The organism is Duganella sp. CF458, assembly GCF_900113115.1.
GTDB lineage: Bacteria > Pseudomonadota > Gammaproteobacteria > Burkholderiales > Burkholderiaceae_D > Rugamonas.
The window spans coordinates 189823-216398 of record NZ_FOOF01000005.1 but is presented as its reverse complement, the minus strand read 5'-3'; the positions used below and the strand labels follow the sequence as shown (position 1 = coordinate 216398).

At 63.6% G+C, this 26576-nt stretch carries 20 protein-coding genes; 6 read left to right on the top strand and 14 right to left on the bottom strand.

The genetic code is table 11. From position 1 onward, the window contains the following. Positions 1-3: 3 nt before the first annotated feature. The 5 genes from BM269_RS09770 to BM269_RS29395 all read right to left on the bottom strand — a co-directional run bounded on the left by BM269_RS09770 (position 4) and on the right by BM269_RS29395 (position 2802). The gene (locus BM269_RS09770) at positions 4-978 is read right to left on the bottom strand and encodes a TOMM precursor leader peptide-binding protein (protein ID WP_090436829.1); all 975 of its coding nucleotides are present in this window, start codon (positions 976-978) and stop codon (positions 4-6) included. A gap of 95 nt (positions 979-1073) precedes the next feature. Next, positions 1074-1211: a hypothetical protein gene (locus BM269_RS29400; RefSeq protein WP_154668206.1), complete on the bottom strand. Its 138-nt coding sequence runs from the start codon at positions 1209-1211 to the stop codon at positions 1074-1076. Positions 1212-1367: 156 nt separating this feature from the next. Next, on the bottom strand, positions 1368-2231 hold the full coding sequence (locus BM269_RS09765; RefSeq protein ID WP_090436828.1) for a class I SAM-dependent methyltransferase: 864 nt from the start codon (positions 2229-2231) through the stop codon (positions 1368-1370). Between the two features lie 6 nt (positions 2232-2237). Next, a complete protein-coding gene (locus tag BM269_RS09760; RefSeq protein ID WP_090436827.1) occupies positions 2238-2597 on the bottom strand; it encodes a hypothetical protein in 360 nt (119 codons plus the stop codon). Positions 2598-2664: 67 nt separating this feature from the next. After that, on the bottom strand, positions 2665-2802 hold the full coding sequence (locus BM269_RS29395) for a hypothetical protein (RefSeq protein ID WP_170860333.1): 138 nt from the start codon (positions 2800-2802) through the stop codon (positions 2665-2667). A gap of 174 nt (positions 2803-2976) precedes the next feature. On the opposite strand from BM269_RS29395, the gene BM269_RS09755 reads away from it, so the two are divergent. Continuing rightward, positions 2977-3162 carry a hypothetical protein gene (locus BM269_RS09755; protein WP_090436826.1) on the top strand — a complete coding sequence of 62 codons (186 nt, stop codon included), beginning with the start codon at positions 2977-2979 and terminating at the stop codon, positions 3160-3162. Between the two features lie 152 nt (positions 3163-3314). Here the strand turns inward: BM269_RS09755 and BM269_RS09750 are convergent, their stop codons facing one another. The 6 genes from BM269_RS09750 to BM269_RS09720 form a co-directional block, all read right to left on the bottom strand. Further along, positions 3315-5192: a sensor histidine kinase, YfiR-like protein-associated gene (locus BM269_RS09750; RefSeq protein WP_090436825.1), complete on the bottom strand. Its 1878-nt coding sequence runs from the start codon at positions 5190-5192 to the stop codon at positions 3315-3317. Beyond that, entirely contained in the window at positions 5192-5785 is a 594-nt protein-coding gene (locus tag BM269_RS09745) for a TOL_0243 family YfiR-like periplasmic protein (protein WP_090436824.1), read from the bottom strand. Before BM269_RS09745 ends, BM269_RS09750 begins: the two co-directional genes overlap by 1 nt. 4 nt (positions 5786-5789) lie before the next feature. Continuing rightward, positions 5790-7709: a TOL_0244 family TonB-dependent receptor gene (locus BM269_RS09740; RefSeq protein ID WP_090436823.1), complete on the bottom strand. Its 1920-nt coding sequence runs from the start codon at positions 7707-7709 to the stop codon at positions 5790-5792. Positions 7710-8003: 294 nt separating this feature from the next. Then, positions 8004-9095, bottom strand: a complete 1092-nt coding sequence (locus BM269_RS09730) for an SMP-30/gluconolactonase/LRE family protein (protein WP_229204571.1) — start codon at positions 9093-9095, stop codon at positions 8004-8006. 98 nt (positions 9096-9193) lie between these two features. Continuing rightward, positions 9194-12919 carry a pectinesterase family protein gene (locus tag BM269_RS09725; RefSeq protein WP_090436820.1) on the bottom strand — a complete coding sequence of 1242 codons (3726 nt, stop codon included), beginning with the start codon at positions 12917-12919 and terminating at the stop codon, positions 9194-9196. Between the two features lies 1 nt (position 12920). After that, positions 12921-15830: a TonB-dependent receptor domain-containing protein gene (locus BM269_RS09720; RefSeq protein ID WP_090436819.1), complete on the bottom strand. Its 2910-nt coding sequence runs from the start codon at positions 15828-15830 to the stop codon at positions 12921-12923. A gap of 172 nt (positions 15831-16002) precedes the next feature. Here BM269_RS09720 and BM269_RS09715 point away from each other — a divergent pair, with 172 nt between their 5' ends. The 4 genes from BM269_RS09715 (at position 16003) to BM269_RS09700 (ending at position 23546) form a co-directional block, all read left to right on the top strand. After that, positions 16003-16659, top strand: coding sequence for a FadR/GntR family transcriptional regulator (locus tag BM269_RS09715; RefSeq protein ID WP_090436818.1), 657 nt, complete (start codon positions 16003-16005; stop codon positions 16657-16659). Positions 16660-16669: 10 nt separating this feature from the next. Beyond that, on the top strand, positions 16670-18532 hold the full coding sequence (locus BM269_RS09710) for a glycoside hydrolase family 28 protein (protein WP_090436817.1): 1863 nt from the start codon (positions 16670-16672) through the stop codon (positions 18530-18532). 37 nt (positions 18533-18569) lie between these two features. Beyond that, positions 18570-20546: a site-specific recombinase gene (locus BM269_RS09705; protein ID WP_229204570.1), complete on the top strand. Its 1977-nt coding sequence runs from the start codon at positions 18570-18572 to the stop codon at positions 20544-20546. Between the two features lie 138 nt (positions 20547-20684). Then, entirely contained in the window at positions 20685-23546 is a 2862-nt protein-coding gene (locus BM269_RS09700) for a response regulator (RefSeq protein WP_090436816.1), read from the top strand. Here the strand turns inward: BM269_RS09700 and BM269_RS09695 are convergent. After that, complete coding sequence (locus BM269_RS09695; RefSeq protein WP_229204569.1) at positions 23543-24058, bottom strand: DUF4256 domain-containing protein; 516 nt, start codon at positions 24056-24058, stop codon at positions 23543-23545. The two genes, BM269_RS09700 and BM269_RS09695, sit on opposite strands and share 4 nt — an antisense overlap. 239 nt (positions 24059-24297) lie before the next feature. On the opposite strand from BM269_RS09695, the gene BM269_RS09690 reads away from it, so the two are divergent. Then, positions 24298-25314, top strand: coding sequence for a glycoside hydrolase family 53 protein (locus BM269_RS09690; RefSeq protein WP_090436814.1), 1017 nt, complete (start codon positions 24298-24300; stop codon positions 25312-25314). Position 25315: 1 nt separating this feature from the next. Here BM269_RS09690 and BM269_RS09685 read toward each other — a convergent pair whose 3' ends face one another. After that, complete coding sequence (locus BM269_RS09685) at positions 25316-25948, bottom strand: glutathione S-transferase family protein (RefSeq protein ID WP_211482678.1); 633 nt, start codon at positions 25946-25948, stop codon at positions 25316-25318. A 67-nt stretch (positions 25949-26015) separates the two neighbouring features. Next, entirely contained in the window at positions 26016-26534 is a 519-nt protein-coding gene (locus tag BM269_RS09680; RefSeq protein WP_090436813.1) for a hypothetical protein, read from the bottom strand. Positions 26535-26576 lie beyond the last annotated feature (42 nt).

The window sequence follows — 26576 nt, the reverse complement described above, 5'->3', positions numbered from 1 at the left end:
GGCTCAGGCCCGACGGCGCAACAGCGCCTGCTGGAACACGCTGCCCACCGGGCGCTCGGTGCTGGCGGTACCGCACACCTGGCAACGCGGCAGGCGCAGCACGCGGGACCGCACAATTTCGCCGCTCGCGCTGTCGATCTCGCTGAACACGCTTTGCTGCAAGCCTTCCAGCGTGCCGGCCAGGAATTGCAAGGCCACGCGCGACGCTTCGGCCACGCCGAACTGCACGGCCAGGCGGCTGGGCAGCGCGTGGTACAGGATATTTTCGGACTGGCTGCGCATATCGAATTCGGCCACGAACTTGCGGGTCGAGCGCACGCGGTGGAAATAGCATTCGTAGCAGCCGGTGGCTTTCGGCAGCACCAGCGGGCCGCAATGCACGGTGTTCCAGTCGATGCCGACGAACAGCGCCGGCCAGCCGGCGGCAACCGCCTTGGCATTCATGGCGCGGAACAGCGCGATATCGTCGAAATCGGACGCCACCAGCAGCAGCGCGCGGCGTTCGCCCTTGTCCGGCAAGGGGCCGTCGCGCACCACGCGCTCGACCCGCACACCCAGTTCGGTCAGCGATGCAGCCAGCGCGTCTGCGCAGGAACCGCTGCCGGCCAGCGCCAGCACCCAGTTCGACTTGTCGTATTGCGGGCGCTGGGCCGGGCCGGACATGCCATCCTGCTCGCGGCGGTGCTGCAAATGATGGAAAGTGGCGTCGCCGCCGCTGCGGCCGTTCTGCTTCAGCAGCACGCGCGCTTCGACCAGGGCATTGACCGCCGCTTCCACCGCCTCGGGCGGGAAGCTCTCGGCGCGGTCGTCGAGCAGTTGTTTCAGCGTGACGCCTTGCGCGGCGTCCGCCAGGATGCTTTTCAGGATGCCGACCCGGTCTTCCACCGTAAAACGGCGCCCGACAACGGAAATGGCAATCTTGTCTTCGCCCAGCGTGGTCACTTCGGCCAGCGGCGAGATGTACAGGGACTCACTCATTCTGACTCACTCATTCTGTTAACCAATCTCAGAAAAAAGGCATGGCACCGGCGACGGTGCACGAGGCATCGACGCCGGTGTCCGGACTTAACCGTTTAGCAGCAGCAAGAGCAAGAGCAGGTGCAGCAGGAGACGCTCACGTCGGCCAGGGCGCCGCTCATGTCGTCCATCAGGTATTCCGGCTCGGTGGAGTCGGTGATCTGGATGTGGGTGGTTTCAATCAGAATGGTCATTTCTCTGCTTCCTTTTGAGTTTTTAAGAGAATGGACGCGCCATATGCGAAACCAGCATAAGCAAATGCGGATTCCGCATTGGGCACGACCGCTCAGGAAGGTAGCATGAAACTAAACTACAACCAGTAGAAGAAACATTCCAAAAATTATAACACTTTAGTTGCTAGCAAGCATTAAATGAGTGCCGCCGCCGAGCCGCAGATTGTCGCCACGCCCTGCAAAATAGCGGGTTTCCAGGGCGTCGCGCCCAAAATCTTGCACTGTGGAAAAACTTAAATCGCGCAGCCGTGCACACAGTTCGGCAGGATCAAAAAACGACAACCAAGGCTCGCCCTGCTCGGCATACCGGCGCGCAAAATACTCGACGCCCGCCTTTTCCATCGCATCGAGCAGCTCCGGCTTGACGCCGTAATCGAACACGATGCCGCTGCCGGACGGCAGGCTGGCCACCAGGCGCAGGGTGTCGAAAATGGCCGGCTCGCTCAGGTAGAGCGTGACGCCAAGCCAGGAGAAGAACACTGGCTGGTCCAGGCGGCAGCCGGCAGCGCGCAGCGCATCGGCCAGCGCATCGCGCTCGAAATCGACCGGCACGAAGCGCAGGCTATCCGGCACGGTGATGCTGCTGGCGGCCAGCAGCGCGCGCTTCCACGCCTGCGTGGCGGGATGGTCGACCTCGAACACCTGCAGCGCCGCGTCATGCTGGTGGCGGCAGGCAAAGGTATCGAGGCCGGCGCCCAGCACCACGTATTGCCGCACGCCGGCGGCGGCGGCGCGCGCCAGCTCGTCTTCGGCAAACCGGCTGCGCACGGCCATGGCAGCGCGCAGGATGCGGCTGAAACCCGCGTCGTAGGAACGCGCATTGGACTGCACTTGCACGCAGTCTTGCGGCCCCAGCACCGGCAGCGCCAGCGGGTCGTCGAAAATGGCAGGGGTGTCCAGCAACTGGTGGGCAGCGCGCAGGCGCGCCACCATCAGCGCGCTGCGGCTGGGCTGGCCTTCGCTGAGCAGGTGGCTGGACATGGGCGCCTACATGCCTTGCGCTTCGATGTCGGCCAGCGACTCACGGCCTTTCTCGGTAATGGCGAAACCGTCGGCGGTCGCCACGATGTGCGACTTCTTGCCGAGGAACAGTGCCACGTCCTGGTCCGCCACCGCGCCCGGTGCTTCGGCCAGCGCGCGCAGCGCCATCACGCAACGGCGCAGGAACAGCTGCTGGCGGCCGGCATCGGTCAGGATGATGGCGCCGCTGCGCTCGAATTTGATGAACTTGATGCCGGACAGGCGCTTGCTGTTGCGGCCGACGCAAGCGCTGGGCTTGCCCTTGATGCCGCGGGCAATCTCTTCCAGCGCGTTGAATTCGTCGGTGCTCAGTTTTTCGTTTTTCATTGCTCGTATTCCATGATGGTGCCTTTGCAACCCATCATGGTACGCGCCCGCACCCGGCGCGGCAAGCTTACTTGAGCGCGCGCAGCGCCAACCACACTAGCGCAAGGCCTGTCACGGCACTCGCACAGACCAGCGCCTGGATACGGCGGCTGTGCAGGTCAATACGGCGTTTGAGGTAGATCTTGTTGTGCAAGGAATTGCCCATCGCGGCCTCCGACGAAGAAAAAGCGTGTGTCGATGACCTATTATAGATAGACGATCGTGACCCGCTCGTGACAGTGCAAAATATATTCTGCTCGCACAACACTTATTTCCTTTTAGCAAGCAAGCGACAGCGGGCGTGGCGCACTGGTAGCATCGGCAACAAGGAGGGTCCGACATGGAACAGCCAGCAAAACCGCAACCTGAAAAAGGCCGCCATCTGATCGAGGAAGCCGATATCGGCAGCGGCGAAAAGACGCCGGGCGAACAGGATACCGACGAGCAGATCCGCCAGATCCCCCCGTTGCCCGAACCCGAGGTCAAGCCTGCATCGGCGGCGGTTTCGGCAGCGGTTCCTCGATAGGCGGCTCGCTCGGCCGCGGCAGGTCGTCCGGCGGCGGATCTTTTTCCGGCTCAGGCGGCGGTGTTTCCGGGTCGGGTGTGGTATGCGCTCGCATGGCATTACTCCTCGATTAACATTGCCTGTAAAAGCAGATCGGGCATTTTCCCGATATATCAAGGGCCGCTCTGGGACAGGATTTCCTGGAACTGGTCGATACTGACCGGCTTCACCAGGTGATGGTGGAAGCCCGCTTCGAACGCCTGCTGGCGGTCCTTCTGCTGGCCCCAGCCGGTCACCGCCACCAGCACCGTGTGGCGCAGCGCGGGCAAGCGCTTCAGCGCGCGCGCCAGGTCGTAGCCATTCAATTCCGGCAAGCCGATATCGAGGAAGGCGAATTCGGGCGCGAACGATTCGGCCGCCGCCAGCGCTTGCTTGCCGTCGTGCGAGATATGCACCTGGTGGCCCATCGAGCGCAGCAAGCCACCGATGCCGTTGACGAAATCCACATTGTCGTCCGCCAGCAGGATGCGGTGCAGGCGCGCATCGGCCGGCAGCGCTGCCGCCGCAGGCGCGGCGGCGCTGGCATCGGCCAGCAACGGCAGCGTGACGGTGAAGGTGCTGCCCTGCCCTTCGCCATCGCTGTCGGCGCGGATGCTGCCGCCATGCAGTTCCACCAGCTTGCGCGCCAGCGACAGGCCGACACCCAGGCCCGCCGTGCTGCGCTCGAGCGAAGAATCGGCCTGGATGAACATCTCGAAGATATCGTGCAGCAGCGCCGGCGCAATGCCGATGCCGTTGTCGCGCACGCGCAGCTCGACTTGCCCCGCGCGCAACTGCGCTTCCAGCGCGATGCTGCCGCCGCGCGCCGTGTACTTGGCGGCGTTGTGCAGCAGGTTGGAAACGACCTGCGCCAGGCGCGTCGCGTCGCCCACCAGGTAGACCGCCTGCTCCGGCACCTGCACATGCAGCGTGTGGCCCTGCGTAGCGATGAAAGGCCGCGCCAGCTCCAGCGCATCGTTGACCACGTCCTGCAGCATGAGCTGCTCGCGGCGGATGGTCAGCTTGCCGGTGTTGATGCGCGACACGTCCAGCAGGTCGTCCACCAGCCGCACCATCTGCTTCAACTGGCGCTCCATGATGGAACGGGCGCGCTCGCAGGCCACCGGATCGCTGGCATTGATGCGCATGATGTCCAGGCCGGTGCGGATCGGGGCCAGCGGGTTGCGCAATTCGTGGGCCAGCGTGGCCAGGAATTCGTCCTTGCGGCGGTCGGCCAGCAGCAGCGCGCGCTCGGCGCCCTGGCGCACGGTCATCTCATGTTCCAGCGTGCGGTTGGCGTCTTGCAGCGCGTTCGAGCGTCGCGAGATCTCGGCCAGCATGTCGTTGAAGGCATCGATCAGGGTGCCGATCTCGCCGGCGTCGCGCTCCGCGACACGCAGCGAATAGTCGCGCCGCAGCATCACGGCGCGCGCCACGTCGGTGACGGCCAGCAGTGGGCGCGTAATGGTCTGCTGCAGCCGGTGCGCTACCAGCGCTGCCAGCAACAGGCTGCCCAGCGTCACGCCAAGCAGGATCAGGGCATAGCTTTGCACGCGGTCCAGCAGGCGATAGGAGGCGCTCAGGTAGACCGTGCCGATACGCTCGCCCTCTTCCACGATCGGGTGCGTCACCACCATATGCCCGCCTTCGATCGCATAGCCGAGCGGGCCGGGCTTGGGCGGCAGGGTTGGCACTTCGGCCGGCGCGTGCACATACGAGGCAAACAGCGCGCCGTTGGCGGCATAAATGGCGCCAGCCTCGATTTGCGGCCGCACGCGCAGCAGCCCCAGGTTCTGGCGCGCCGCGCGCGGGTCGTTGAAGGAGAGCGCCGGCGCCGACGCCGTGGCGACCAGTTCGGCCTGCGTAGTCAGGTCGTCGACCCAGCCTTGCTGGAAGCTTTGCAGGTCGTACACCAGCATCGACACCGTGGTCACTACCAGCGCCACAAAAGTAGTGGCCAGTGCCGTCAGGATCAGTTTGATGCGAACCGATCCTGCCGCCTTGGCGATCATCACTGCCCGCCTTTCTGCACGTAATAGGCGACCGACAACAAGCGTGAACTGAGCCGCACATTGCAGCGCTCGGCCGCCGGCAGCGACACTTCAAAACGCACGCGCTCATCGACCAGGCGGAAATTGATGACACTACCACTTTGCAATCCACCGTCGCGCTCGGTGACGATCACCGTACCGTTCTTTTCCGCCGCGCGCTGTGCCGCTTCCGGCAAGGCCGCGTCGCCGCCGACAAACAGCAGGTTCAGGCCGCCCAGCGCATCGCCTTCGCCCAGCTTGCGCACGCTGATGCTGCGATTGCCGACGTTGCGCCCGCTGGTGATCTGCGCCAGTTCCGCCGCCACGTCGTCCGCGCCCAGCACGCCTACCGCCAGGCTTGGCCCGGGGTCGGAGGGAAACTCCATGTAGCCCAGGAATTTATACAAGAAGGCAGCTTTGACGCTGCGCTCCAGCACGGGCGTAGCGCCCTGCTGGGAGCCTACCGCCAGGCAGCTGAAGGCGAACAACATCATCGCCAACGCCGCAAGGCGGGTTCGCCAGCCGCCCGCCGTGAAAGGCGGCACGCCAAATACACCAAGGCTTGCGCTTGCCATCTCGTTAGTACCGCATCGTCAATTTCAGGACCGCGCGCCGCTCGAATACATTGCGGCCGGGGTAACCGCCCCACTCGCCATGCCGCGCATGCAGCAGGTTCTGTCCAGCGAGCGCAACGTCAATATGCGGACTGGCTTTCCACACCAGGTGCGCATCCAGCTCATGATACGACGGAACATGGGGATTCGGCATGCTGCCGTTGTAACGTAATGTCCAGTCGAGCTGCACGTGCTCGCCAATTTCGTGGGAAGAACGCAATTGCCAGTAGCTGTGCGGGTCGTTGATGACGAGGCCGACAGCGGTGACGTCCTGGCTGCCTGGCTTGAGCTCGGTGTCGACGTCCTGCACCACCAGGCCGGCATTCAGGCGCCAGCGCAGCATCGGCTGCCAGCGCGCCCAGAATTCGAGGCCGCGCGTACGCCCTTGCGCCAGGTTGCGGAATTCCAGGATGCCGCGGTAGGGGCCGGCAGTAGTATTCGGCTCCAGCGTGCGCAGCTTGTCGTAATCGGCGTACCAGGCCGTGACCGAATAGGACCAGTTCTGCACGGGTTGCGCGCGGTAGCCCAGTTCCAGCACATTGGCGACTTCCGACTCGAATTCGGGACTGGTGCCGATGCTGAAGCGCGGCACGCCGCCGATCATGACCGGCTTGGGCGGCAATACGAAGTCGCGGTCGCTGCGCGCCGGCGCGCGAACGGTGCGCGACAACGCGCTCCACACGGTATGCGTCGTATTCGGGCTCCAGGCCAGGCGCAAGGTGGGCAGCCATTCCGTGCCGGTGTAGGTGTTGTGCTCCACCTTCACGCCGCCGGTGGCGCGCAGATTTTGAGTCAGCGCCACCTCGTCCTGCGCGAACAGGTTGCCCCAATGCAGATTGCGCTCGTAAGGCCAGAAGCCGAAGCCGCCGGGCGTGTTGTCGTCGCGCGAATGGCGGTAGCCGCCGCCCCAGGACAGCTTGTGGGGGCCGAGGCGCACGTCATGCTGCCCTTCCAGTTCCACAGTGTCGAGGCGGTCGATATACGCGCCGGGCTGGTTGCGCTCGGTGTGGTCCAGCACCAGTTGCACGCGCAGCGCATTGCCGTCGGCCAGTTGGCGCATGTAACGCCCGACCAGGTTGGCGCCGGACAGGCGGATATCACGGGTGCCGATCTGCCCCAGGTTGGCCTGGTAAGCGTCGCCCGACACCGCCAAGCTGCCGTCGCGCAGGCCCCAGTCGGCGCGGAAGCCGGCCTGGCGCCGCTGCATGCCGGTCAAGGTGTCGACGCCGGCCGCGGTATCGGTGTCTTCGGCGGCCATGGTTTGCGCATAGGCGCGGTAGTAGCCGTTGTTCGACAGGCGGCCGCCAAAGCGCAGGCTGGCATCGCCCTCCCCGCTTGATGCCGCGACAGACAGCAGGGTGCCCTGGCTGTCCTTCGCATTGCGCGTGATGACGTTGATCACGCCGTTGACCGCGTTCACACCCCAGATGGTGGAGCCGGGGCCGCTGATGACCTCGATGCGTTCGATATCTTCCATCACGACCGACTGGGCGTCCCAGAACACGGCGGAGAAGAATGGCGAATAGACGCTACGGCCGTCGATCAGTACCAGCAGCTTGTTGGCGAACGGGCCGTTGAAGCCGCGCGCACTGATCGCGTAATTGCGGGCGTCGACGCGCGCCACTTCCAGGTTCGGCGCCAGGCGCAGCGCTTCCGGCAAGCTGCGCGCGCCGCTGCGGCGGATGTCGGTGGCACTGATCACGAACAGCGACGCGGCAGCATTGCTGAGCCTCTCCTCCTGCCGCGACACCGACGTGACCACAATTTCGTTGAGTTGTTCCAGCGTGAGGTCGGCGATATCACCATCCCCCAAGCCTTCAGCGCGCGCACCCGGCGCAATGGACAGCACGGCCAGCAACAGCAAGGGAGTAGGTTTCCGGTACATGGCTAGGAGGCGAATTGTCGTAGGGAATTATAAACACAACTGCCAAGCGCACGATGCACGTTGTGTGTGTTGGCAACATCAAGTGCTTGCAAACTTGCCAAGACTCCCCATATGTGCCCAAGTCCTCCAAGGAGATGCCATGTTCCCCAAACCGCCCCGCCCTGAACCGCCGCGCAAAGCGGTCGCCATGCAAGTTGTGCAGCAGCGCGTCGCAGGCGCAGTCGATACCACGACGATCGTGCTCCCGGTTCAGGCAGCGCCGGCGCCGTCGCCGGCGGCGGACCTGCCGCTGGATCAGGGCCGGGGCAGCCAGCCGATATAGGCGGCGTGCAGGCTCTGGACGTAGAGACGATCGGGGGTTTCCAGGACTGCCGTGGTTTCCGGATAGGCACCGGAAGGGTCTTGCAGGTCGGCCAGCACTGTTCCGTCTTCGCTGAAAGCGAACACGTGGCCGTACGCTTTCGGCACCGGCCACAAGACGCGCGGTAGGCGCAGCGTAAGCTTGCGCATGAAAGGCTTTTGCGCCAGCTGGTCGATGGTGGGATTGCGCGGCTTGACCAGGCCCACCCAGATCTTGCCGTCACGCCCGCGCATCAGGTTATCGGGATAGCCCGGCAGGTTGTCGAACAGGACCTCGCGCTTACCGCTCTGCGCGTCGATCTTCCAAATGCGGTAACGGCCAGTCTCGTTGACGAACAAGGTGCGCCCATCGCCGGACAATGCAATGCCGTTGGCGAACGACAGGCCGCCGGCGAGAACGCGTGTCGTGCCGTTCGCCGGGTCGTAGGCCAGCACGCGGCCGGTCGACGACTGCTCGAGAATGTCCAGCACGCTGGCTTCGAAGGTACCGCCCCATTCGGCGGGAGCGAAGCGGGTCGAGGCATCGGTGAAGTAGATCATGCCGCCGGGCGCCACCACAACGCCATCGGCATAGCGAATCGGATCGCCCGGCGCGACTTGCGCAGTCAGTACTGTGACGTTGCCGTCCGCAGCGATCGCCAGCAGGCCTTTCATCGCATCGGCTGCAATCAGGCGCCCGTTGGCGTCGAAGTCGAAACCAAGCACGCGGCCACCGGTGCTGGCGAACACTTCGCGCTGGCTGCCGTCTGGCGCCATGCGCAGGATCTTTCCGCTGGCGACAGCGGCGTACAGTTTGCCGTCCGGGCCCAGGGCCAGGTGCTCAGGTCCCTGCTCGGTACCGATGTCGATTTTCCGCAGGCCGGCCAGCTTGGTGTTGGGCGCGTGCGCGCCGGCATATCCCGGCGCCTGTTGCGGCATCCACGAGACCGGTTCGGCAGGTACCGGCCACAGGAGCAGGTAAGCCAATAATCCAGCCAGCGTCAGGCCGGCGCCCGCTGCGATCTTATGTCCCTTCGAGCTTTCCAAGCGCATCTCCCCACGAGAAAGTTTGCCGACATTTTTAACTAATTATTAACTTTCGTCGAGCAATTTCGCTGCGGGCCCGCCGCCTCCACCGGAGAGTTTCACGGCACCCTGATCAGGCGCAAAGCCATGTAGGGGCGTGCGGGCAGCGTGATGCTGCGGCCGTCCTTGTCGGCAAAGCTGTAATTGTCACGCTTGCGGATCTCGAACACGCCCGCCATCGGCGCGACCGTCATATTCCAGGTATCTATCACCTCGGCCCTGAATCTCATGCCATCCGCCAGTCCAGGCGTGGCGAGCACGAAGGGCCAGCTGGCGGGCGCCTGGCGGCCGAAGTAGCCCAGGTAGTACTGGCCCGGTTTGCCGGCGAAGGGATTTCCCTGCCATTTATCGATCGGTTCCAGCCCCTCGGCCGGACTTTCGGACAGAATCCTGCGGAAGAACGCCAGCCGCGCCGGGCTCTCGCCGCGCATGGTCCCACCCTTGCCCAACCAGGACATATCGCCAGGATCCTGGAAGATCTCGCTATGGCCGACATAAGTGCCGGCGATCGCCCCCATCCAGAAGCGCAGCACCATTTCCTGCCCCGACAACTGGCCCCAGCGGCGCTCGATATTGCCCTCGTATTTCACTTCATCGTAGACCACCGGCTTCGCATACACATCGCGCAACAGAACGGCGCGTTCGAAGTCCTCGGCAATGGCGCCGCTTTGCACGCTGACATGGGTTACCCAGGGCTTGGTATGGTTGTACAACACCATGGCGTTGTGGATCGAGCGCAGGTGCTGGTAGGGATCGCGCGCCTGGACGATTTCGAAGTAGCGGTCCCACTCCGCCATCTGTTTTTTGGTCAAGTAATCGAATTCGTTCGCCATCGACCACCACACATTGCGGTAGGACGCGAGCCGCGCCACCACATAGCGCAGATAGCGTTCATTGACTTCGGCCGGCATCTGGTCGAATCCCCAGTATCCTTTGTCGTAAGGGTGGAACAGGATGACGTCGGCCTCGATGCCAAGTTCGCGCAGGTCGCCAACCCGCTGCTCAAGATGGCGGAAGAATTCGGGATCGAAGCGCGTGAAGTCCCATGCCTTGGGCGTTGCGCCTTCGAAGGGGAAGCGCGGCGGCTGGTGCTTGACGTCCTGGTTCGGGAACACCAGCATGCGGATCTTGTTGAACGGCCCGGCCGCGAGCGTCGCCAGGGTCTGGCGTTCGATAGCTTCCGGCTGGTGGGTCCAGCCATAACTGGTGGTGCCGACCTGCCAGAACGGCGTTCCGTCAGCATAGGCAAAATGATGCACGCCCTTCACGCGTACCGGGCCATGATTGCCGGGCATCGCAGCAATCACCATGAACTTGCCGCGCTTGCCGTCCAGTGCTGCGCGATTGCTGTGGGTCTCGTACTCCCACTCGCCCACCGTGTCGGGCATGAATCGTAGTTTGTACTGGCCTGCTCCGTCGTAAAAACCGTCTACCGCCAAGGTACGCGCGCCCTGGCGAAAAGTAGCCGAGAGCTCCACCTCGGTGAAAGGATTGCCGTCGCGCGGCCCGGCCAGGGTGATCTCCTTGCTGCCCCAGCGCTCGACAGGATCGTGATCGTGCGCCAGGGCTGGCTGAGGATTCCATCCTCTCCCGTTTGCGAATTGCGCGAATACCTTGGCGCGGCTGTCGTAGCGCGCGGCCTCGGCCGGCGCGAGCAAGCGCCCTGCCACGCGCTGCGACAGGTCAAGTGACTTGCCCGCCGGGTCAGTGCTGCCGCCCTCTTCCCAGCCTTTGCCGTCACGCGGCTTGCCGTGCCAACCCTGCGCACTGATGTGCGGGCCGACGCTGCAATTGATGTAGCGGACGTTATCCCATGCCGTCACGACACCCGGCCGCGCGAGGAAGCTCGCGCCCGGCGCCACGTCGTTGCCTGCGGGGCCGGGGCCGTGCGTCAGGCGGCTGTTCAGGAAGACGAAGCCGGGATCGTCTTCGGCCACGGTGCGCGCCTGCACCAGGTAGCCTCCGCTCGCTGGGTTGGCACTATCGCCGACAGAACGGATCTCGGACTCCTCAAACAGGGCCGCGCGGTTGTAGCCCCAGATGAAATCCACATTGCCCGCGACCAGGCTGCGGTAGAACCAGGCATAGCCCTTGACCTGGATGGTGTCCTGCTCGCTGAAGAAATCGACTTCATTGGCGATGAGGCGGCCTTCGCTGCTGAAATTGAGCGCTTCGGCCTGCGCGCCGATGGTCTTGCTGCGCCAAGTGGTGTTGATCAGGGTGAGCGTATCGAGGCGCAGCAGGTCGGCGTTTTCGACCAGGAATACCGAGCGGCCACCGGTGGCGCCGGGAGCAAACGGTAACTGGCCGGCGCCGCTGCCCGGGTTGATGCCGTCGCTGTTTTCGCCCGTGATTTGGGCGCCATGACGGCTGTCGCCGCGCAAAGTCACATTGTCTTTGCCACGCAGGTAAAGCAAGCCTTCGTAGCGGCCGTCGGCGAGACGGATGGTCACCGGCTGTTCACGCGGGACCTCCCGCATCGCGTGGTTCAAGGCGCCCTGCACCGTGCGGAAGTCGGCCTTTCCTGCCACCGCCACGCGCAGCGTCGCGCCGCGCGGTGCCCGCTCACGGATACGGAACGCCCAGGCGGTCCGCGTTCCGATACCATTAAACCGCGCACCACCCAGCGTGGCGCCAGCGAACAGATGACCGTCGACCAGAACGTAATAGTCGGTGCCATATGTCAGCTTGCCATCGTGCGGGCGGATTGTCGCTGCGGTGCCGTCGACCGAAATTGCCTTATAGCGGACGACGCGCTTGACGCCATCCCGCGTAGCGCCGATTTCATCCAGCTCCATGCCGGGCCGGATCACGTCGACCGTCACATTGTCTTTCGCGCGGACGATGCGTACCGAGCCGTTCTCGCCGATGGTTGGCGCCTGGTCGAAGCGAATTTCCAGGCGCGCGTCGACAGGGACGTCACGCTCATTCGCCGCCGGCGAGACCCTGCCAGCTGTCAAAGGCACGCTGCCTGGCGGCGCGGCGAACGCCGGTCCGACGCGCACCGCCAGCGTCACCGCCACGTTCGGATCTTCAGCGCTGATGAGCGTGACTGCCGCGTTGCCGATGCCACGCGGCGCCAGCAGAAGCTCGCCGCCATCCACACTGGCTTCCACCACGGATGCATCGCTCGAGCTGGCGGAGAAAGGCAAGGCTCGCACCTCGCCCCGGCTGGATGCGCGAACCGCAAACCGCTGCGGCGCATCGCCAAGCTGCAAGCTTAGCTGCTTATGCCTATGGACCAGCCCCATGCTGGTGGGCGCTTGCGTGATGTCTCCGACACGCAAGCCGTTGATCTCAAACCGGCCGCCTTGCGCCAGTATGCCGATGCGCGGCGGCAGCGCAGTGGGCTCGTCGACGCCAATCAGGCGCGTGCCATTGAGATAGGCCGTGAGGGCCGCACCATCCACGTCGAGGCGAATCGTATAGAACGCATCGCCTGGATCGGGATCAATCCTTACCTGCTTGAGGAACCTCGGCTCGCCATCGACCAGGCGAACGATATTGACTGCCAGCTTGCCGGCTGCGGCGACATCGAGGCCGAAGCCAAGCCAGTTGCGGTCATCACGGTACCGGACAATGACAAGGCCCTGCCCTGCACCGCCGGACACCGCGCGCATGCGCGCTTCGACGAAGTACGGGCCGGAACTCGCGGCGGCGGCTTCCGCCGCCGGCACGAGTTTCACCGCCTCCGACGGCGCTGACGGCTCAGCATACGCCCCTGCTGTCGACATCAGCAGGAAGCAGGCCAGCAGCAGAGGGGGCAGCAGGCGGTGCAGCAGCATCTTAGAACTTGTACTCCACCGAGAAGCGATAGACACGGCCCAGCATATCGGCCATCGACGTCACATAGCCGCCGCTGTAGGTGCTGTTGGAGGTCAGTGGCGGCCATTCCCCGGTCAGGTTGTTGACGCCGAAGCTGATGGTCGTGTTCTTGAAACCGGTGTAGTTCACGTTCAGGTTGTACTGCTTATAGGCTTCCACTTCGGTCAGGGTCGAACCGGCACGCGGGGTGACGTCGGTCACGCTGGAGTTGTAGCGCTGCGACAGCGTGCCGGCCCAGGCGCCGTTGGTGTAGGTAACCGAGGCGGTATGTTTCCAGCGCGGGTTGATCTGCGGCAGTCCGGCCAGGCCGGCGTTCGGGCCTGCGCTACCGTAGCGGCCATCGTTGGTGATGATGCCCACGTTGCTCAGCCAAGGGCCGCTCTTCTCGGACTGGAACTCATACTTGTCCATATAGGTGCCGTCCAGCTTCGCATCGAAGGTACCAAAGCTGGTTTTCGGGAAGCGGTAGCTGGCCGACAGGTCCAGGCCGCGGATGCGGGTCTGGCCGCGGTTGGCCTGGCTTGCCACGATATGGTCGATGGTACCGTCCGCATTGCGCACGAAGTTCACTTCGTACTTGGCCGGATTCTGCTGGATCTCGGCGATGGTCACGGCGCCCAGCACGTCGCGCAGTTTCAGGCCCCAGTAGTCGACGGTGATCGACAGGTCCTTGACCGGCTCCAGCGCGAAACCAAAGGAGAAGCCACGCGATTTTTCCGGTTTCAGGAAGTCGTTGTTCGGCGATTTGGTCCAGTAGTTGGTGGCGACGTTGCAGACCTGGTCAAAGGTGTAGCCGGACTTTGGCGTGCCGGTGCCGGCCACCAGCGGCTGCGAGCTCGGGCACAGGACCGGATCGTCCATCACCTGGTTGCGCACTTCCGGCGTCGGGTTCTGGATGTCGATGATCGACGGCGCGCGGAAGCCGGTATTCACGTTGCCGCGCAGGACCAGTTGCTGGAACGGCTGCCAGCGCGCGGCCAGCTTTGGATTGACTGTGGTCTGTTTCAGGTCGTAGTAACGGTCGGCGCGCACCGCGGCGTTGAGCAGGAACTTGTCGGTGATCGGGGCTTCCGCTTCCATCAGCAGCGAAGCGATGGTGCGGTGGATCTTCTTGGCCACGCCTTGCGGGGTTTCGCCTACCAGGTCGGACTGCACGACGTTGCCGGCGGCGTCGATGTGGTAGCTGCCGTCAGCCTTTTTCAGCACATAGTCCAGCGGCGCATTGAAGGTCTGCGCGCCGTCGCGGCGCAGTTCGCCGGAAACCGCCAGGGTCAGCGGACCGCCCGGCAGCTCCCACAGGCCTTTGGACAGCGTCACGTCCACGCTCTGGTTGTAGGCCTTGTTCAGGCGGTAGGTATAGTCTTCCGCCTGGATGCTTTGCAGGTAGGCCAGGCCGGCCGCGTCCTGCAGGCCGAAGGGATTCAAGGTGCCATTGTTGAAGCCTTCCTGCGCCTTGCTGTAAAGGATATACCCCTCACCGGCGCGGGTGTCGCGCTTCGATTCGCCGTAATTCAGGCCGGCGCGGTAGTCCCAACCCAGCACTTCGCCTTCTGCGGTCAGCACGATGCGGTCGTTCGACTGCTTGTCGTCGCGGTACGCCGGGCCAAGTTCGGCGGGCCCCCACTGGAAGTAAATGGTCCGGTTGTTCATATTCAGGTCGCTGACCGTGCCCGGCGTTTTGCCCGGGTCGATGAACATGGTCGGCGTGTTGCTGCCGGTATTGCTGCCCACCACCGGCACCGCCGGGGTGATGCCTTTGCCTGGATAGTATTTGCTGCTCGCCGGCAGCGAATAGGTGGTGAACGGCTGGGTGGTCCCGGGTACCTGCATGCCGCGATACTTCTGGACCGTGAATTCGGAATGCAGGATGTCCAGGTCCAGCTTGTGGCCGCCCGACAGGTTCAAGCTCGCGCGGCCGCTGACGTTGATGATTTCGCTGCCGTCCGTCACCGCATTCCAGAACAGCGGATTGCGCACGCAGCCTGGCGCGTAGACCGGGGTTGCGGCAGTGCTGTTGTTGCCGAGGGTCGGCGTGGCGTATGGCGCCAGGCAGCCGGTGGCGAAAGTCGGGTTGTAGTTCGAATTGGCGTTGCGCGCAAAGCCGAAGTTGGCAACCGGGGTCGGGTTGCGCGCATCGGGCGTAATGCCAAGGCCCAAGGTGCGCAGGACGGCCGGATCATGCTGCTGCGGGCGGTCGCCCTGGAACAGTGCATCCTTCTTCTGGTAATCGATCGCGAGGTAGGCATTCCAGCCGTCGCGCGACAGGTTGCCGGTACCCAGGATTGCGCCGACGCTGGTCGAATCCGCCCCGCCCTTTTGCGTCGGCGCGTACTCGGCCTTGACGGAGACGCCTTCGAAACCGCGCTTGGTCAGGAAGTTCTGCACGCCGCCGATGGCATCCGCACCGTAGATCGAAGCGGCGCCGCCGTTCAGGGTTTCCACCCGGTCCAGCGCCATGCGCGGCATCACGTTGACGGAGACATACTGGTCCTGCAACGGCTCGTTGGCCAGGCGGCGGCCGTTCAACAGGGTCAGTGTCCGCATCGGGCCGAGGCCGCGCAGGTTGATGATCGGACCGGCCGCACCGCTATTGGTGCCCAGCGACAGCGATTGGGGCATCTCCAGTACCAGGTCTTTCAGCTCGGTGTTGCCGCGCGCCTGGAGCTCGCTCGACTTGATGGTGACCAGCGGGGTGGCGCCCTCATTGGCAACCCGGCGGATCAGGGAACCGGTGACTACCACGGCAGTCATCGCTTCCTCCGCCGGGGCTGCGGTTTGTGCGGCTGCCTGGTTCGCCATTTGCAAAACGGCTGCTGCTACAGCTGCGGCCAATACGGCGCGCTTGGTCTGGGGGCCTGCAAGGTAATTCATGAGTCTCCTCCATGTGCGATCAAATTGGTTTGATCGATCTTCAGTTTTGGTATAACCAAAGACTAAAGTGGTTAGGCCAATTTAACAAGAAAAAATTCCAACCTTGTGCAAAAAAGCCACTTTTGGCCAGTCCACATTGTTGTTTTGGCCTGACCAAATTAGAATTGACCAGATGGAGACCAGACTATATAAACAGGTGGCGGACAAGATCCAGGCGATGATCGCCACCGAAGGATTTGCCTGCGGCGATCGCCTGCCGTCGGAACGCGAGCTGGCGGCCAAGCTGGAAGTGAGCCGCGCTTCCCTGCGCGAGGGGCTGATTGCGCTGGAGTTGACCGGCGTGGTCGAGGTACGCAGCAATTCAGGCGTCTATATATGCGACCGCCCCGGCCACGCGCCCCTGCCGGAAGTCGGACCCGGGCCATTCGAGGTACTGTCCGCACGGCGCGTCATCGAGTCCGAGATCGCGGCGATCGCAGCGCAGTTGGCCACCGACCGCGCCATCGACGCCATCCTCGTCGCGGTGGAGGCCATGGAGCGCGACCACGACGACGTAGCCACCAATGAACAGGCGGACCGCAACTTCCACATGGCGATCGCCAATGCCACCGGCAACAGCGCACTGGTGGGCGTAATGAACCACCTGTGGGACCAGCGCGGCCATCTTTGGCATAAGCTCAAGGAACACTTCCAGACCGAAGAGCTGCGCAAGGAAACCCTGGGCGACCACCGCGCCATCCTGCAGGCCATTGCCAGCCACGACCCGGCCGCCGCGCGCAAGGCGATGCGCGTGCATCTGGGCCGCGTTACCCGAACCTTCTCTGCCTAGGAGACTTACCTTGACCGCATCCCGACAACTGCGCCGCCGCAGCCTGCTGCAAGCCGGCGCCGCCGCCCTCCTCGCGTCCCAATGGCCGGCGCTCGGCGCGGCGCGTTCCGGCGGCGCTGCCGCGCGTGCCGCAGCCTGGCGCCGCGCCGACGCCATCGTTGCCGCGCTGCGCGCGCCCGTCAGTTTCCGCAAGGAGGACTTCCCGGTCACGAACTTCGGCGCCCGGCCATGCGCCACCAGGCAAGTCAAGGCCTGGGTCACCCACGACGACCAGCAACTGGTGCCGAGCCAGGCCGACGACGCCCACGACTGCTACGCCGCCTTCAAGGCAGCCATCGACGCCTGCGCTGCGGCAGGCGGTGGCCGCGTCGTGATCCCACAAGGCTATTGGTACTGCGCCGGCCCGCTGGTGCTGCGCTCCAACGTCCACGTCCACCTGCAAGCCGGCGCCCACATCCTGTTCTCGCAAAACCCCGAGCACTACGCCCGCTATGGCGAATTCGATTGCGGCGCCAACGGCATGCTCACGCTCTCGCGCTGGCAAAGCAACGACTGCCTGAACTACTCGCCAATGGTCTACGCGCTCAACGCCAGGAATATCGCGCTGACCGGCGAAGACTGGACCTCGAAACTGGACGGCCAGGGCGGCGTCGCCTTCAAGGAAGCCGGCGACTGCTGGTGGTCCTGGAAAGGCCGCAACCGCACCATGAACGCCGTTTCGCAGACCACCGCGCCCGGCTACAAGGAAGGCCAGCCGACGCAAGTGGTGCCCAATCCGCTCAACAAGCCGCTGTCGGAAATCGCCCCGGGCCTGAACCCCGCGCAGCGCATGCTGATCGAGGGCGACGGCGACAAATGGCGCAGCGACGAGCGCTACCTGCCGGCCCTGTCCGAAGCCGGCGTACCGGTCGAACAGCGCGTGTTCGGCAAAGGCCACTACCTGCGCCCGCCGATGATCCACTTCATCAACTGCACCAACGTGCTGCTTCAGGGCTACCATGTGCAGAACACCCCGTTCTGGCAGCACCACCCGGTCAACTGCCGCAACCTTGTGATCCGCAGAGTCCATGCCGAAAGCCGTGGCCCGAACAGCGACGGCTTCGACCCTGAAGCCTGCGACCACGTACTGGTGGAGGATTGCGTCTTCGATTCCGGCGACGACTGCATCGCCATCAAGGCGGGCAAGAACCGCGACATCCAGTACGGCCCGACGCGCAATATCGTGATCCAGGGCTGCACCATGCACAGCGGCCATGGCGCCGTCACGCTCGGCTCCGAAATGGCCGGCGGCATCGAACATGTCTACGCCCGCGACCTGGTGTTCGAGAACGTGCACTGGGAAACCGACCCGCTGAATATCGCGATCCGCCTCAAGACCAATATGAACCGCGGCGGCTACCTGCGCCAATTCTACGTCAAGAACATCAGGATCCCGAACGGCGTGCAGCTTAGCGCCTCGCATTACGCCTTGCTGCCCGGCTCCCCGATCGACACCAAGGGCCTGGCCACGGCCGCGGGCACCGTGGTCTCTTTCGACTGCGACTACCAGCCATCGGCCGACAGCGTGCGCATACGGCCGCCGGAGGTGTCCGACGTCCACATCGAGAACGTCACCGTCGGCAACGTCAGCAAAGGCGGCACCACCGGCTCCTGCTACCAGGCCGTCGCCATCCTCGGCCCGGTGGCCAGCGACTACAACGGGCCGCAGCCCGCGCCGCCTGTGCTGCCGGTACGCCGCGTCACCATCAGCAACTGCGACTTCGGCAACCCCGTCAACGCCGCCCAGCCGATCTGGCTGTACAACGTGTCCGACCTCACACTGGAAAATGTCACCATCGGCGGCAAGGTCCTTAAGGCTACGCTAAGGTCCTGATTGGACAATCGTAGCGAACGCCAGTATGCTTTCGCGAATGATGATGGACAGCATACTGGCGCGCATCCAGGCTACGGCCCCCTCGCGCGATACGTCCCTGCTGCAGGAACTGATTGGCGCGGTACGTCCCCAGCATGCCAACGACCTGCAACAGGCTACCAACCGCCTGCGCGCCCTCGCGCACCTGCTTGCAACGCGGCCCGATTGGGCCCAAGCCCTGCGCGACTATCTTGCCGAAGTGATCGGACAGCGCAAGCTGGTGCACCTGCTTACCGATACGGGCGTCCTGCAGAACCAAGGCTTCTTCGGCGAGTTATGGCGCCGCCTGAATCACAAGTGGCTGCCGCCGACCGTCAACGACGCCTACCTGAAAGACGTCTTCGGCCAGGTCTTCAATCACCAGGACGATCACGAGTGGGTCAACGGCATCGAACCCGCGGTCTGGCTGGACTTGCTCAATGCCCTCCAACTGCCTCCGCATGGATGGTTGCAAGGCCAGGTGCTGGGTGAGCTGCTGGAAGCCGTACAGGTGCTCTCCTACCGCATCAGCGCCATTGGCCTGGAGCCTGAATTGGTGCGCATCCATCCGGACATCGAACGCTTCGAGTCGCCCTTCCTGCGGCAGAACGCCGAAGTGGTGCAGCTGACCGAAGCCTGGCGCAGCCGCCTGGTCGACGCGCAAGCCGAAGTGCCGGACGCCCGCCACCTCGACGTGCTCCTCAGCCAGTGCGAGGAAATCATCGGCCGCGTGCGCAAGACGGCATCCGTGCAAGGGGTGTCGGTCAGCTTGACCCGCCTGCTGTTGCGCTTGACGCAAGGCATCGACCGCCTGCGCATCCTGCTGGACCTGCTGGAAGCGCCTTCGCTGCAGGAAGCCCTGCCTACCGCGCTCGGCCTGTTCCGGCAACTGGTGGAAGCGGACAACCGCAAACTGAGCCTGGTCGACCTGTTCCAGACCAATACCGAATTGCTGGCATTGCAGGTAACCGAACACGCCGGCCGCTCGGGCGAGCACTACGTGGCAAGCTCGCGCGCCGAATGGCTGTCGATGATGCGTTCCGCCGCCGGCGCCGGGTTCATCGTCGGCTTCATGGCAACGCTCAAAATACTGATGGCCCGCCTGCTGCTTGCCCCGGTCGGCTATGCGGCGCTGTATAGCCTGAACTACTCGCTCGGCTTCATGCTGATCCACGTGCTGCACTTCACCGTGGCCACCAAGCAGCCGGCGATGACGGCGGCGCGCATTGCCGCCGCCATCGACGAAGGCCAGAAGAAGCTGGACGAACTGGCGGAGCTGGTCGTCAAGGTGTTGCGCTCGCAATTCGTGGCCATCGTCGGCAACGTGGCGCTGGCGATGCCGACCGCCTTCGTCATCGCGCTGGCCTGGCAGGCCGCTTTCGGCCAGCATCTTACCGGCGCGGAAAAGGCGCAACACCTGCTGCACGATATCGATCCGCTCCATAGCCTGGCATTGCCGCATGCCGCCATTGCCGGCGTATGCCTGTTCCTCTCCGGCCTGATTTCGGGCTATTACGACAACAAGGCGGCCTATAACGATATAGCCCCGCGCTTGCGGCAACTACGCTGGCTGCGCCGGCTGCTGGGCGAACAGCGGCTGGCACGCGTCACCGACTACATCGGCCGCAATCTTGGCGCGCTGGCAGGCAATTTCTTCTTCGGCATCATGCTGGGCACCATCGGCACCCTTGGTTTCGTCCTGGGCTTGCCGATCGATATCCGCCATGTCACCTTCTCCAGCGCCAACTTCGCCTTCGCGCTGGTCGGGCTGGACTACCAGCTCACCACGGAGCAATGGCTGCTGTCGCTGGCGGGTATCGTGCTGATCGCGCTGACCAACCTGGCGGTAAGCTTCACATTGGCCCTCATGGTCGCGCTGCGCTCGCGCCGCGTCAGCTTCGTTCGCGGCCGCGCCTTGGCTGGCTTGGTATGGCAGCGTTTCCGCCTGTCGCCGCGCAGCTTCTTCCTTCCGCCGCGCGAGGTGGAGCCCGGTTGAGCCCCAGGCGATGCGCGTACGGGCGCACAGACTTTCCTGACAACTGTACAATGCCATGACCGACTTACCACTCGCCCATCTGAAGGAAGATGCGACTTGGCTCGACCCAGGCAACCAAGGCGGCCTACCCTGCGCCGCATGCTGTTCGCACTCGTGCTGGCATGCACTTTGCCAGCGACTGTCGGCTTCGGCCTGCTGATCCAGCACTTCTATACCCGCGAACGCGCCCAGGTTGAGCGAGACTCCCTGTTCGTGGTCCGTTCCATGATGCAGGCGGTCGACCGCGACCTTGATCTCGGCGTCGTCGCGGCGCGGGCACTGGCCATGTCGGCGGAGCTTGACCACGGCGACCTGGCAGGCTTCCATCGCAAGGCGGTTGGCATTGTCAATGCCGGTTTTCCGGGCTCGAATATCGTCCTCAGCACACGCGACTCGGTCCAGCTGCTGAATACCCTGCGCCCGTTCGGCGCACCGATTGCCGATCCCGGCAGCCGCGAGCGCATCCAGCGCGTGTTCGAAACGGGACAGGTGGTGGTGTCCGACGTGTTCATCGGCGGTGTCACCGGCAGGCCGCTGGTCGCGGTGCACGTGCCCGTCATACGGGGCGGCCAGGTCGTCTACTGCCTATCGGTCGGCTACCAGCCGGCCCATCTCGGCCGCGTGCTCGCCTCCGGGACCTTGCCCAAGGACCGCGTGATCGCCATCTTCGACCGCAATGGCACAATCATCGCCCGCACCCATGAATCGGAGCGTTTTGTCGGAAAGCCCGGTTCTGCAAGCCTGGTGAAACGCTTGGCTGAAGTGGATGAAGACGTGTTCGAATCCACCACACTGGAAGGCATTCCCGTCTATACGGTTTTCACCCGCTCCAGCCGCAGCGGTTGGGCGGTTGCCGTTGGCGTGCCGCGCGCGACCATCCTGCAGGAACTGCTGGCATCGGTCACCTGGCTTACCTGGATCGTGCTGGCATTGCTGCTGGCGGGCTTCGGCCTGGCATGGTTCATCAGCGGCAAAATCCGCCAGCTGGAAGGCCTGATCCACGAGCGCACCGACCAGCTCGAGGATGCCAACCTGCGCGTCAGCACCGTGGTCGACAGCGTTGGCGAGGGCATCGTCACCATCAACGAAAAAGGCCAGGTCGAGACCTTCAACCGCGCGGCCAGCCAGATTTTCGGCTATTCGGCGGAAGAGGTCATCGGAGCCGGCATCGAGATGCTGATGCCGGAGTCCATGCGTTCTGCGCACCAGCATGGCATGCAGCGCTTCCTCTCCGGCGGGGCGCCGCACGTGATCGGCAAGGGAGCGGTCGAACTGCCGGCCCTGCGCAAGGATGGCAGCGAGTTCACCGTCGAATTGACCATCAGCGCCATCATCGACGAAGGCCAGTACCGCTTTGTCGGCGTACTGCGCGATGTGACCGAGTTGAAAAAGTCGCAGGCTGCCTTGCGCGAGGCCGTCAAGGAAGCACAGGCGGCCAACGCGGCAAAGAGCTCGTTCCTGGCCAATATGAGCCACGAACTGCGCACGCCGATGAACGCCGTGCTGGGCATGGCGCACCTGATGACCACCACCCCGCTGTCGCTGGAACAGCGGCGCTACCTGACCATGCTGCGCACCTCGGGACAATCGCTGCTGGCATTGTTGAACGACATCCTCGATTTCTCCAAGATCGAAGCGGGCAAGATACAGCTCAACGCCACCCGCTTCGAGCTCGATTCGGTATTGCACTCCGTGTCGACCATCATGAGCGTGAACGCGGGCGAGAAAGAACTGGAACTGGCCATCGGCGTGGAGCCGGACGTTCCGCGCATGCTGGTCGGCGACCCGCTGCGCCTGCAGCAGATACTGGTCAACCTCACCAGCAACGCCATCAAGTTCACGGCACGCGGTGAAGTCAGCCTCAAGGTCGAATGCGCGGAGTGCACCGAAGAGCTCAGCGTCATGCGTTTCATCGTGCGCGATACCGGCATCGGCATTTCGCTGGAACAGAAGGTCAATCTGTTCGCGCCCTTTGTCCAGGCCGACGAATCGGTCACCCGCAAGTACGGCGGCACCGGGCTTGGCCTGGTGATTTGCCAGCGCCTGGTCGAACTGCAAGGCGGCAGCATCGCGCTCGACAGCAGTCCCGGTGAAGGCAGCACGTTTACCGTCACCCTGCCGTTCGGTACCGTGCCGGAGCTACAGCAGCAAGCGCCAACCGGTGCCGGCTCGCGGCCGTTACGCGTGCTGGTGGTCGACGACCATTTCACCAGCCGCGTCTACCTGTCCAAGACGTTGCAAGCCTGGGGCTGGAGCGTCGATGTGGCTTCCTCCGCAGTCGAAGCGGAAAAGATGCTGGCCCTGGCCGGCCAGCGCGCCCTGCCTTATGACGTGATACTCGCCGACTGGAGCATGCCCGACGAGGACCGGCGCTATATCGATTCGCTGCGCCACGCGGAACAGGCGACGGCCCCCGTGATACTCATGGTCAGCGCTTATGAACGCAGCAAGATGCTGGAAGAAGACGCCGACCGCAAAGGGCTGGTCACCAAGCCGATCACCGCTTCCACGCTGTTCGATACGGTGCATGAAGTGCTGGACAGGGCCGACATTCTTGAGGTGCACGCCGACGCGCCGCCGGCTCCGCGCCTCAGCGGCCGCTTGCTGCTGGTGGAAGACAATGCCATGAACCAGCTGGTTGCCGTCGGCATCCTGGAACGTGCCGGCGCAACCATCGAGGTTGCCAACAACGGCGAAGAAGCCGTGCGCATCTTGCGCGGCGCGCCCGATGCCTACCGCCTGGTCCTGATGGACGTGCAGATGCCGGTCATGGATGGCTATACGGCGACCCGCGTCATCCGACGGGAATTGGGCCTGACACTGCCGATCATCGCGATGACCGCCGGCGTGATGGAGTCCGAGCGTGCCGATTGCCTGGCAGCCGGGATGGACGACTTCATCCCCAAGCCGCTCGATATCGACGAGATGATGCAGACTTTGGAACGCTACCTGCCGCCTTAAACCCGCAAGATGCCCCGGAAGCCGCGCGCCGCGTAATACGAATCGGCGCCGTTGTGGTACAGGAAAACGTGGCCATAGCGGCGATCGCAGAACAAGGCGCCGCCCTGCTTGCGGATATCGGCCGGGGTCTGCACCCAGCTCGACGTCTTGCGATCGAACTCGCCCAGCGTCTGAAGGTGGCGGTATTCGGCCTCCGTAAGCAGGCTGACGCCCAAGGTCCGCGCGACTTCCAGTGCGCTGCCGGACGGTTTGTTTTCCTTGCGCCCATCGAGCGCAAACTGATCGAAGCACAGGCTGCGGCGCCCCGCCGGGCTTTCAGGAGAACAATCGCAGAACACCACTTCGCCTGTCGACGGGTCCACGCCGACGACGTCCGGCTCGCCGCCGCTACGCTCCATCTCCGCCAGCACTTCCAGCTTGCCCTCATCGAGCCTTGCCCGTACCGTTTCCCACGCCAGCCCGGCATGGCGCTGCATATTCCGGCTAAACCGTTGTTCAAGGATTGCAAGCATTTTGACACCTCCCCGTTGAATCACCCGCATGGCCCTGCCCATAATTTGCGCACGGATTTTTTTCTCAATCAGATCATGCAGTTAGCTGAGCAATCGAGTCATTGTTAACAGAGTTTTCCACAGAATCCGTTAACAACTTCCGGCAGCAATATTAAATCGTCATGCGCCACGCTCAAATCCACATACCTTCCCGGTCTGGCCCGGCGCTAGCATCGTGTTTTAAGCAATGGACAGAATATATGAAGAAAAAACTTGCTGCGCTGCTGGCGGCGCTTATCGTGTTCGCGGTACCTGCCAGGGCCGGATCTTTCGCCAAAGGCGCCGACATCGGCTGGCTGCAACAGATGGAGGCCAGCGGCTACAAGTTCTACAATGACCACGGAAAGCAGGAAGACGCGCTGCAGATCCTTAAGGACCACGGCATCAACACGGTACGCCTGCGCACCTGGGTGAATCCTTCGGACGACAGGACCAATGGCCACAATAGCAAGGAGCAAACAGTGGCAATGGCGGTCCGCGCGCAAGGCATGGGCATGCGCGTGATGATCAATTTCCACTACAGCGATAGCTGGGCCGACCCGCAGCAGCAGCGCAAGCCCGCGGCCTGGCAAGGACATGACTTCCCCCGCCTGCTGGAGGATGTGTACAGCTATACCTACGACGTGATGAGCGCCCTGAAGGCGGCGGGAGTGACGCCGGAATGGGTCCAGGTGGGGAATGAAACCCCGGGCGGCATGATCTATCCCGAAGGCAGCACCGACAACTGGCCGCAACTGGCGCAGTTGATCAACAAGGGCTATGACGCCATCAAGGCCGTCAGCCCGTCATCCAGGGTAGTACTGCACCTTGACCGCGGCAACGACAGCAAGCGTTTCAGGACCTGGTTCGACAACGCGCAGGCCAACGGCGCACGCTTCGACGTGATCGGCATGTCGTACTACCCATACTGGTTGCCCGGCAAGCCGGACTACAAACAATCGATTGACGCCCTGGCCCGCAATATGAACGACATGGCCACGCGCTACGGCAAGGAAGTCATGGTGGTGGAAGTGGGCGGCGAGGACAGCCGCCCACAGAACACCTACGACATGCTGGTCGCCGTGCAGCGCAAAGTCAGGGCGGTGCCAAACCGGAAGGGCCTGGGCGTCATCTATTGGGAGCCATTAGGCGCGCGGAGCTGGAGCCAATACCCGCTCAGCGCCTGGGGCGATGACGGCAAGCCGACCAAGGCAATGAAAGCCTTCCTCGCCGAGTGATTCAGAACGTCTTCTTGCCCGGCATCAGGTCATGCGGATGGCGCCAGCCGGGCATGTCGCTGATGCGTTCCTTCCACGCCGCGATGTGCGGGAATTCAGCCATGTCGATGCCGGTTTCTTCCGGCATGAAGACATAGCCCGCCAGGGAGAGGTCGGCAATGGTCAGGCGGTCGCCAACCAGGAAGTTGGCGCCGGCCAGGTGTTTGTCGACGATGCGATAGGCTCCAATCGCACGCTCCCGCAGGAACTGGGTGACCGGAGTGTCGCCCGTCTTCTGCAGGCCGTACATGAAGCGCAAGGTGGCGTAATAGCTGGTGAATTTGTGATTGTCGAACAGGATCCAGCGCCAGATGTCGCGCTTTTCTTCGTCGTTGCGCGGTCCGAAGTGGCCGGTTGCCTCGGCCAGGTAGTCGAGGATCACGCCGGACTGGCAGATCTTCAGGCCCTGGTGTTCCAGTACCGGGATCTCGCCCATGTCGTTCAGCTTATCGCGCCAGCTCTCACTGCGTGTCTCGCCGCCGAAATAGTCGACCACCACAGGCTCCCAGTCGGCATTGGCCAAGGCCAGGAACAGGGCAACCTTGTACGAGTTGCCGGAAGCTGCAAAGCAGTGCAATTTGAATTCCGCCATCATGGTCCTTTTGAGTTGGGTGTAGTCAGCTGGAGCATAGTAAAGCAGTTTGACGGCGGCTGCAGGCGCCCTACTTCGCCAGGACCTTGTCGGTACGGCGCAGCCAGGCTTCATGCAGGACGTTCCAGGTCACGCCACCGTCGGTGGTGGAATCCCACACATGGTGCACGCCGTCTGGGACGGGCTTCCATACCGTGCGATGGAACTCCCGCTCGCCCTTGTCGTTGATGAAGTAGCCGGTCATTAGCATGCGGTCGCCCTGCCAGCCGCCGTCGATCGGCGCAAAATTGCCGCGCGCGCTGGCCCAGACGTGGCGCCAAAGCTTGTGTTTGCGGTCATACATGCTGAGGCTTGTGCCGGCGCCGTTTTCCGCGCCGTTCCCGCGCCACCACTCCTGCAATACGCAGCCCTGCTCGATTTTCTCGATCAGCGTATGGCCAAGCAGCTTGCCATTGCGGTCGAAGGCTTCCCAGTTACCGACCCAGAAGTCGAATTGTTTATATTCAGGTGCGCTGCAGGCGGGATGTTCGGCCCCTTGCGCAGAAGCTGCGATGAACATGGCAATGGCTATCAGGAGCTTGCGAATCATTTTCGTTCCTTTGAACAGTGGTTGAATGGCTCCATTCTCGCC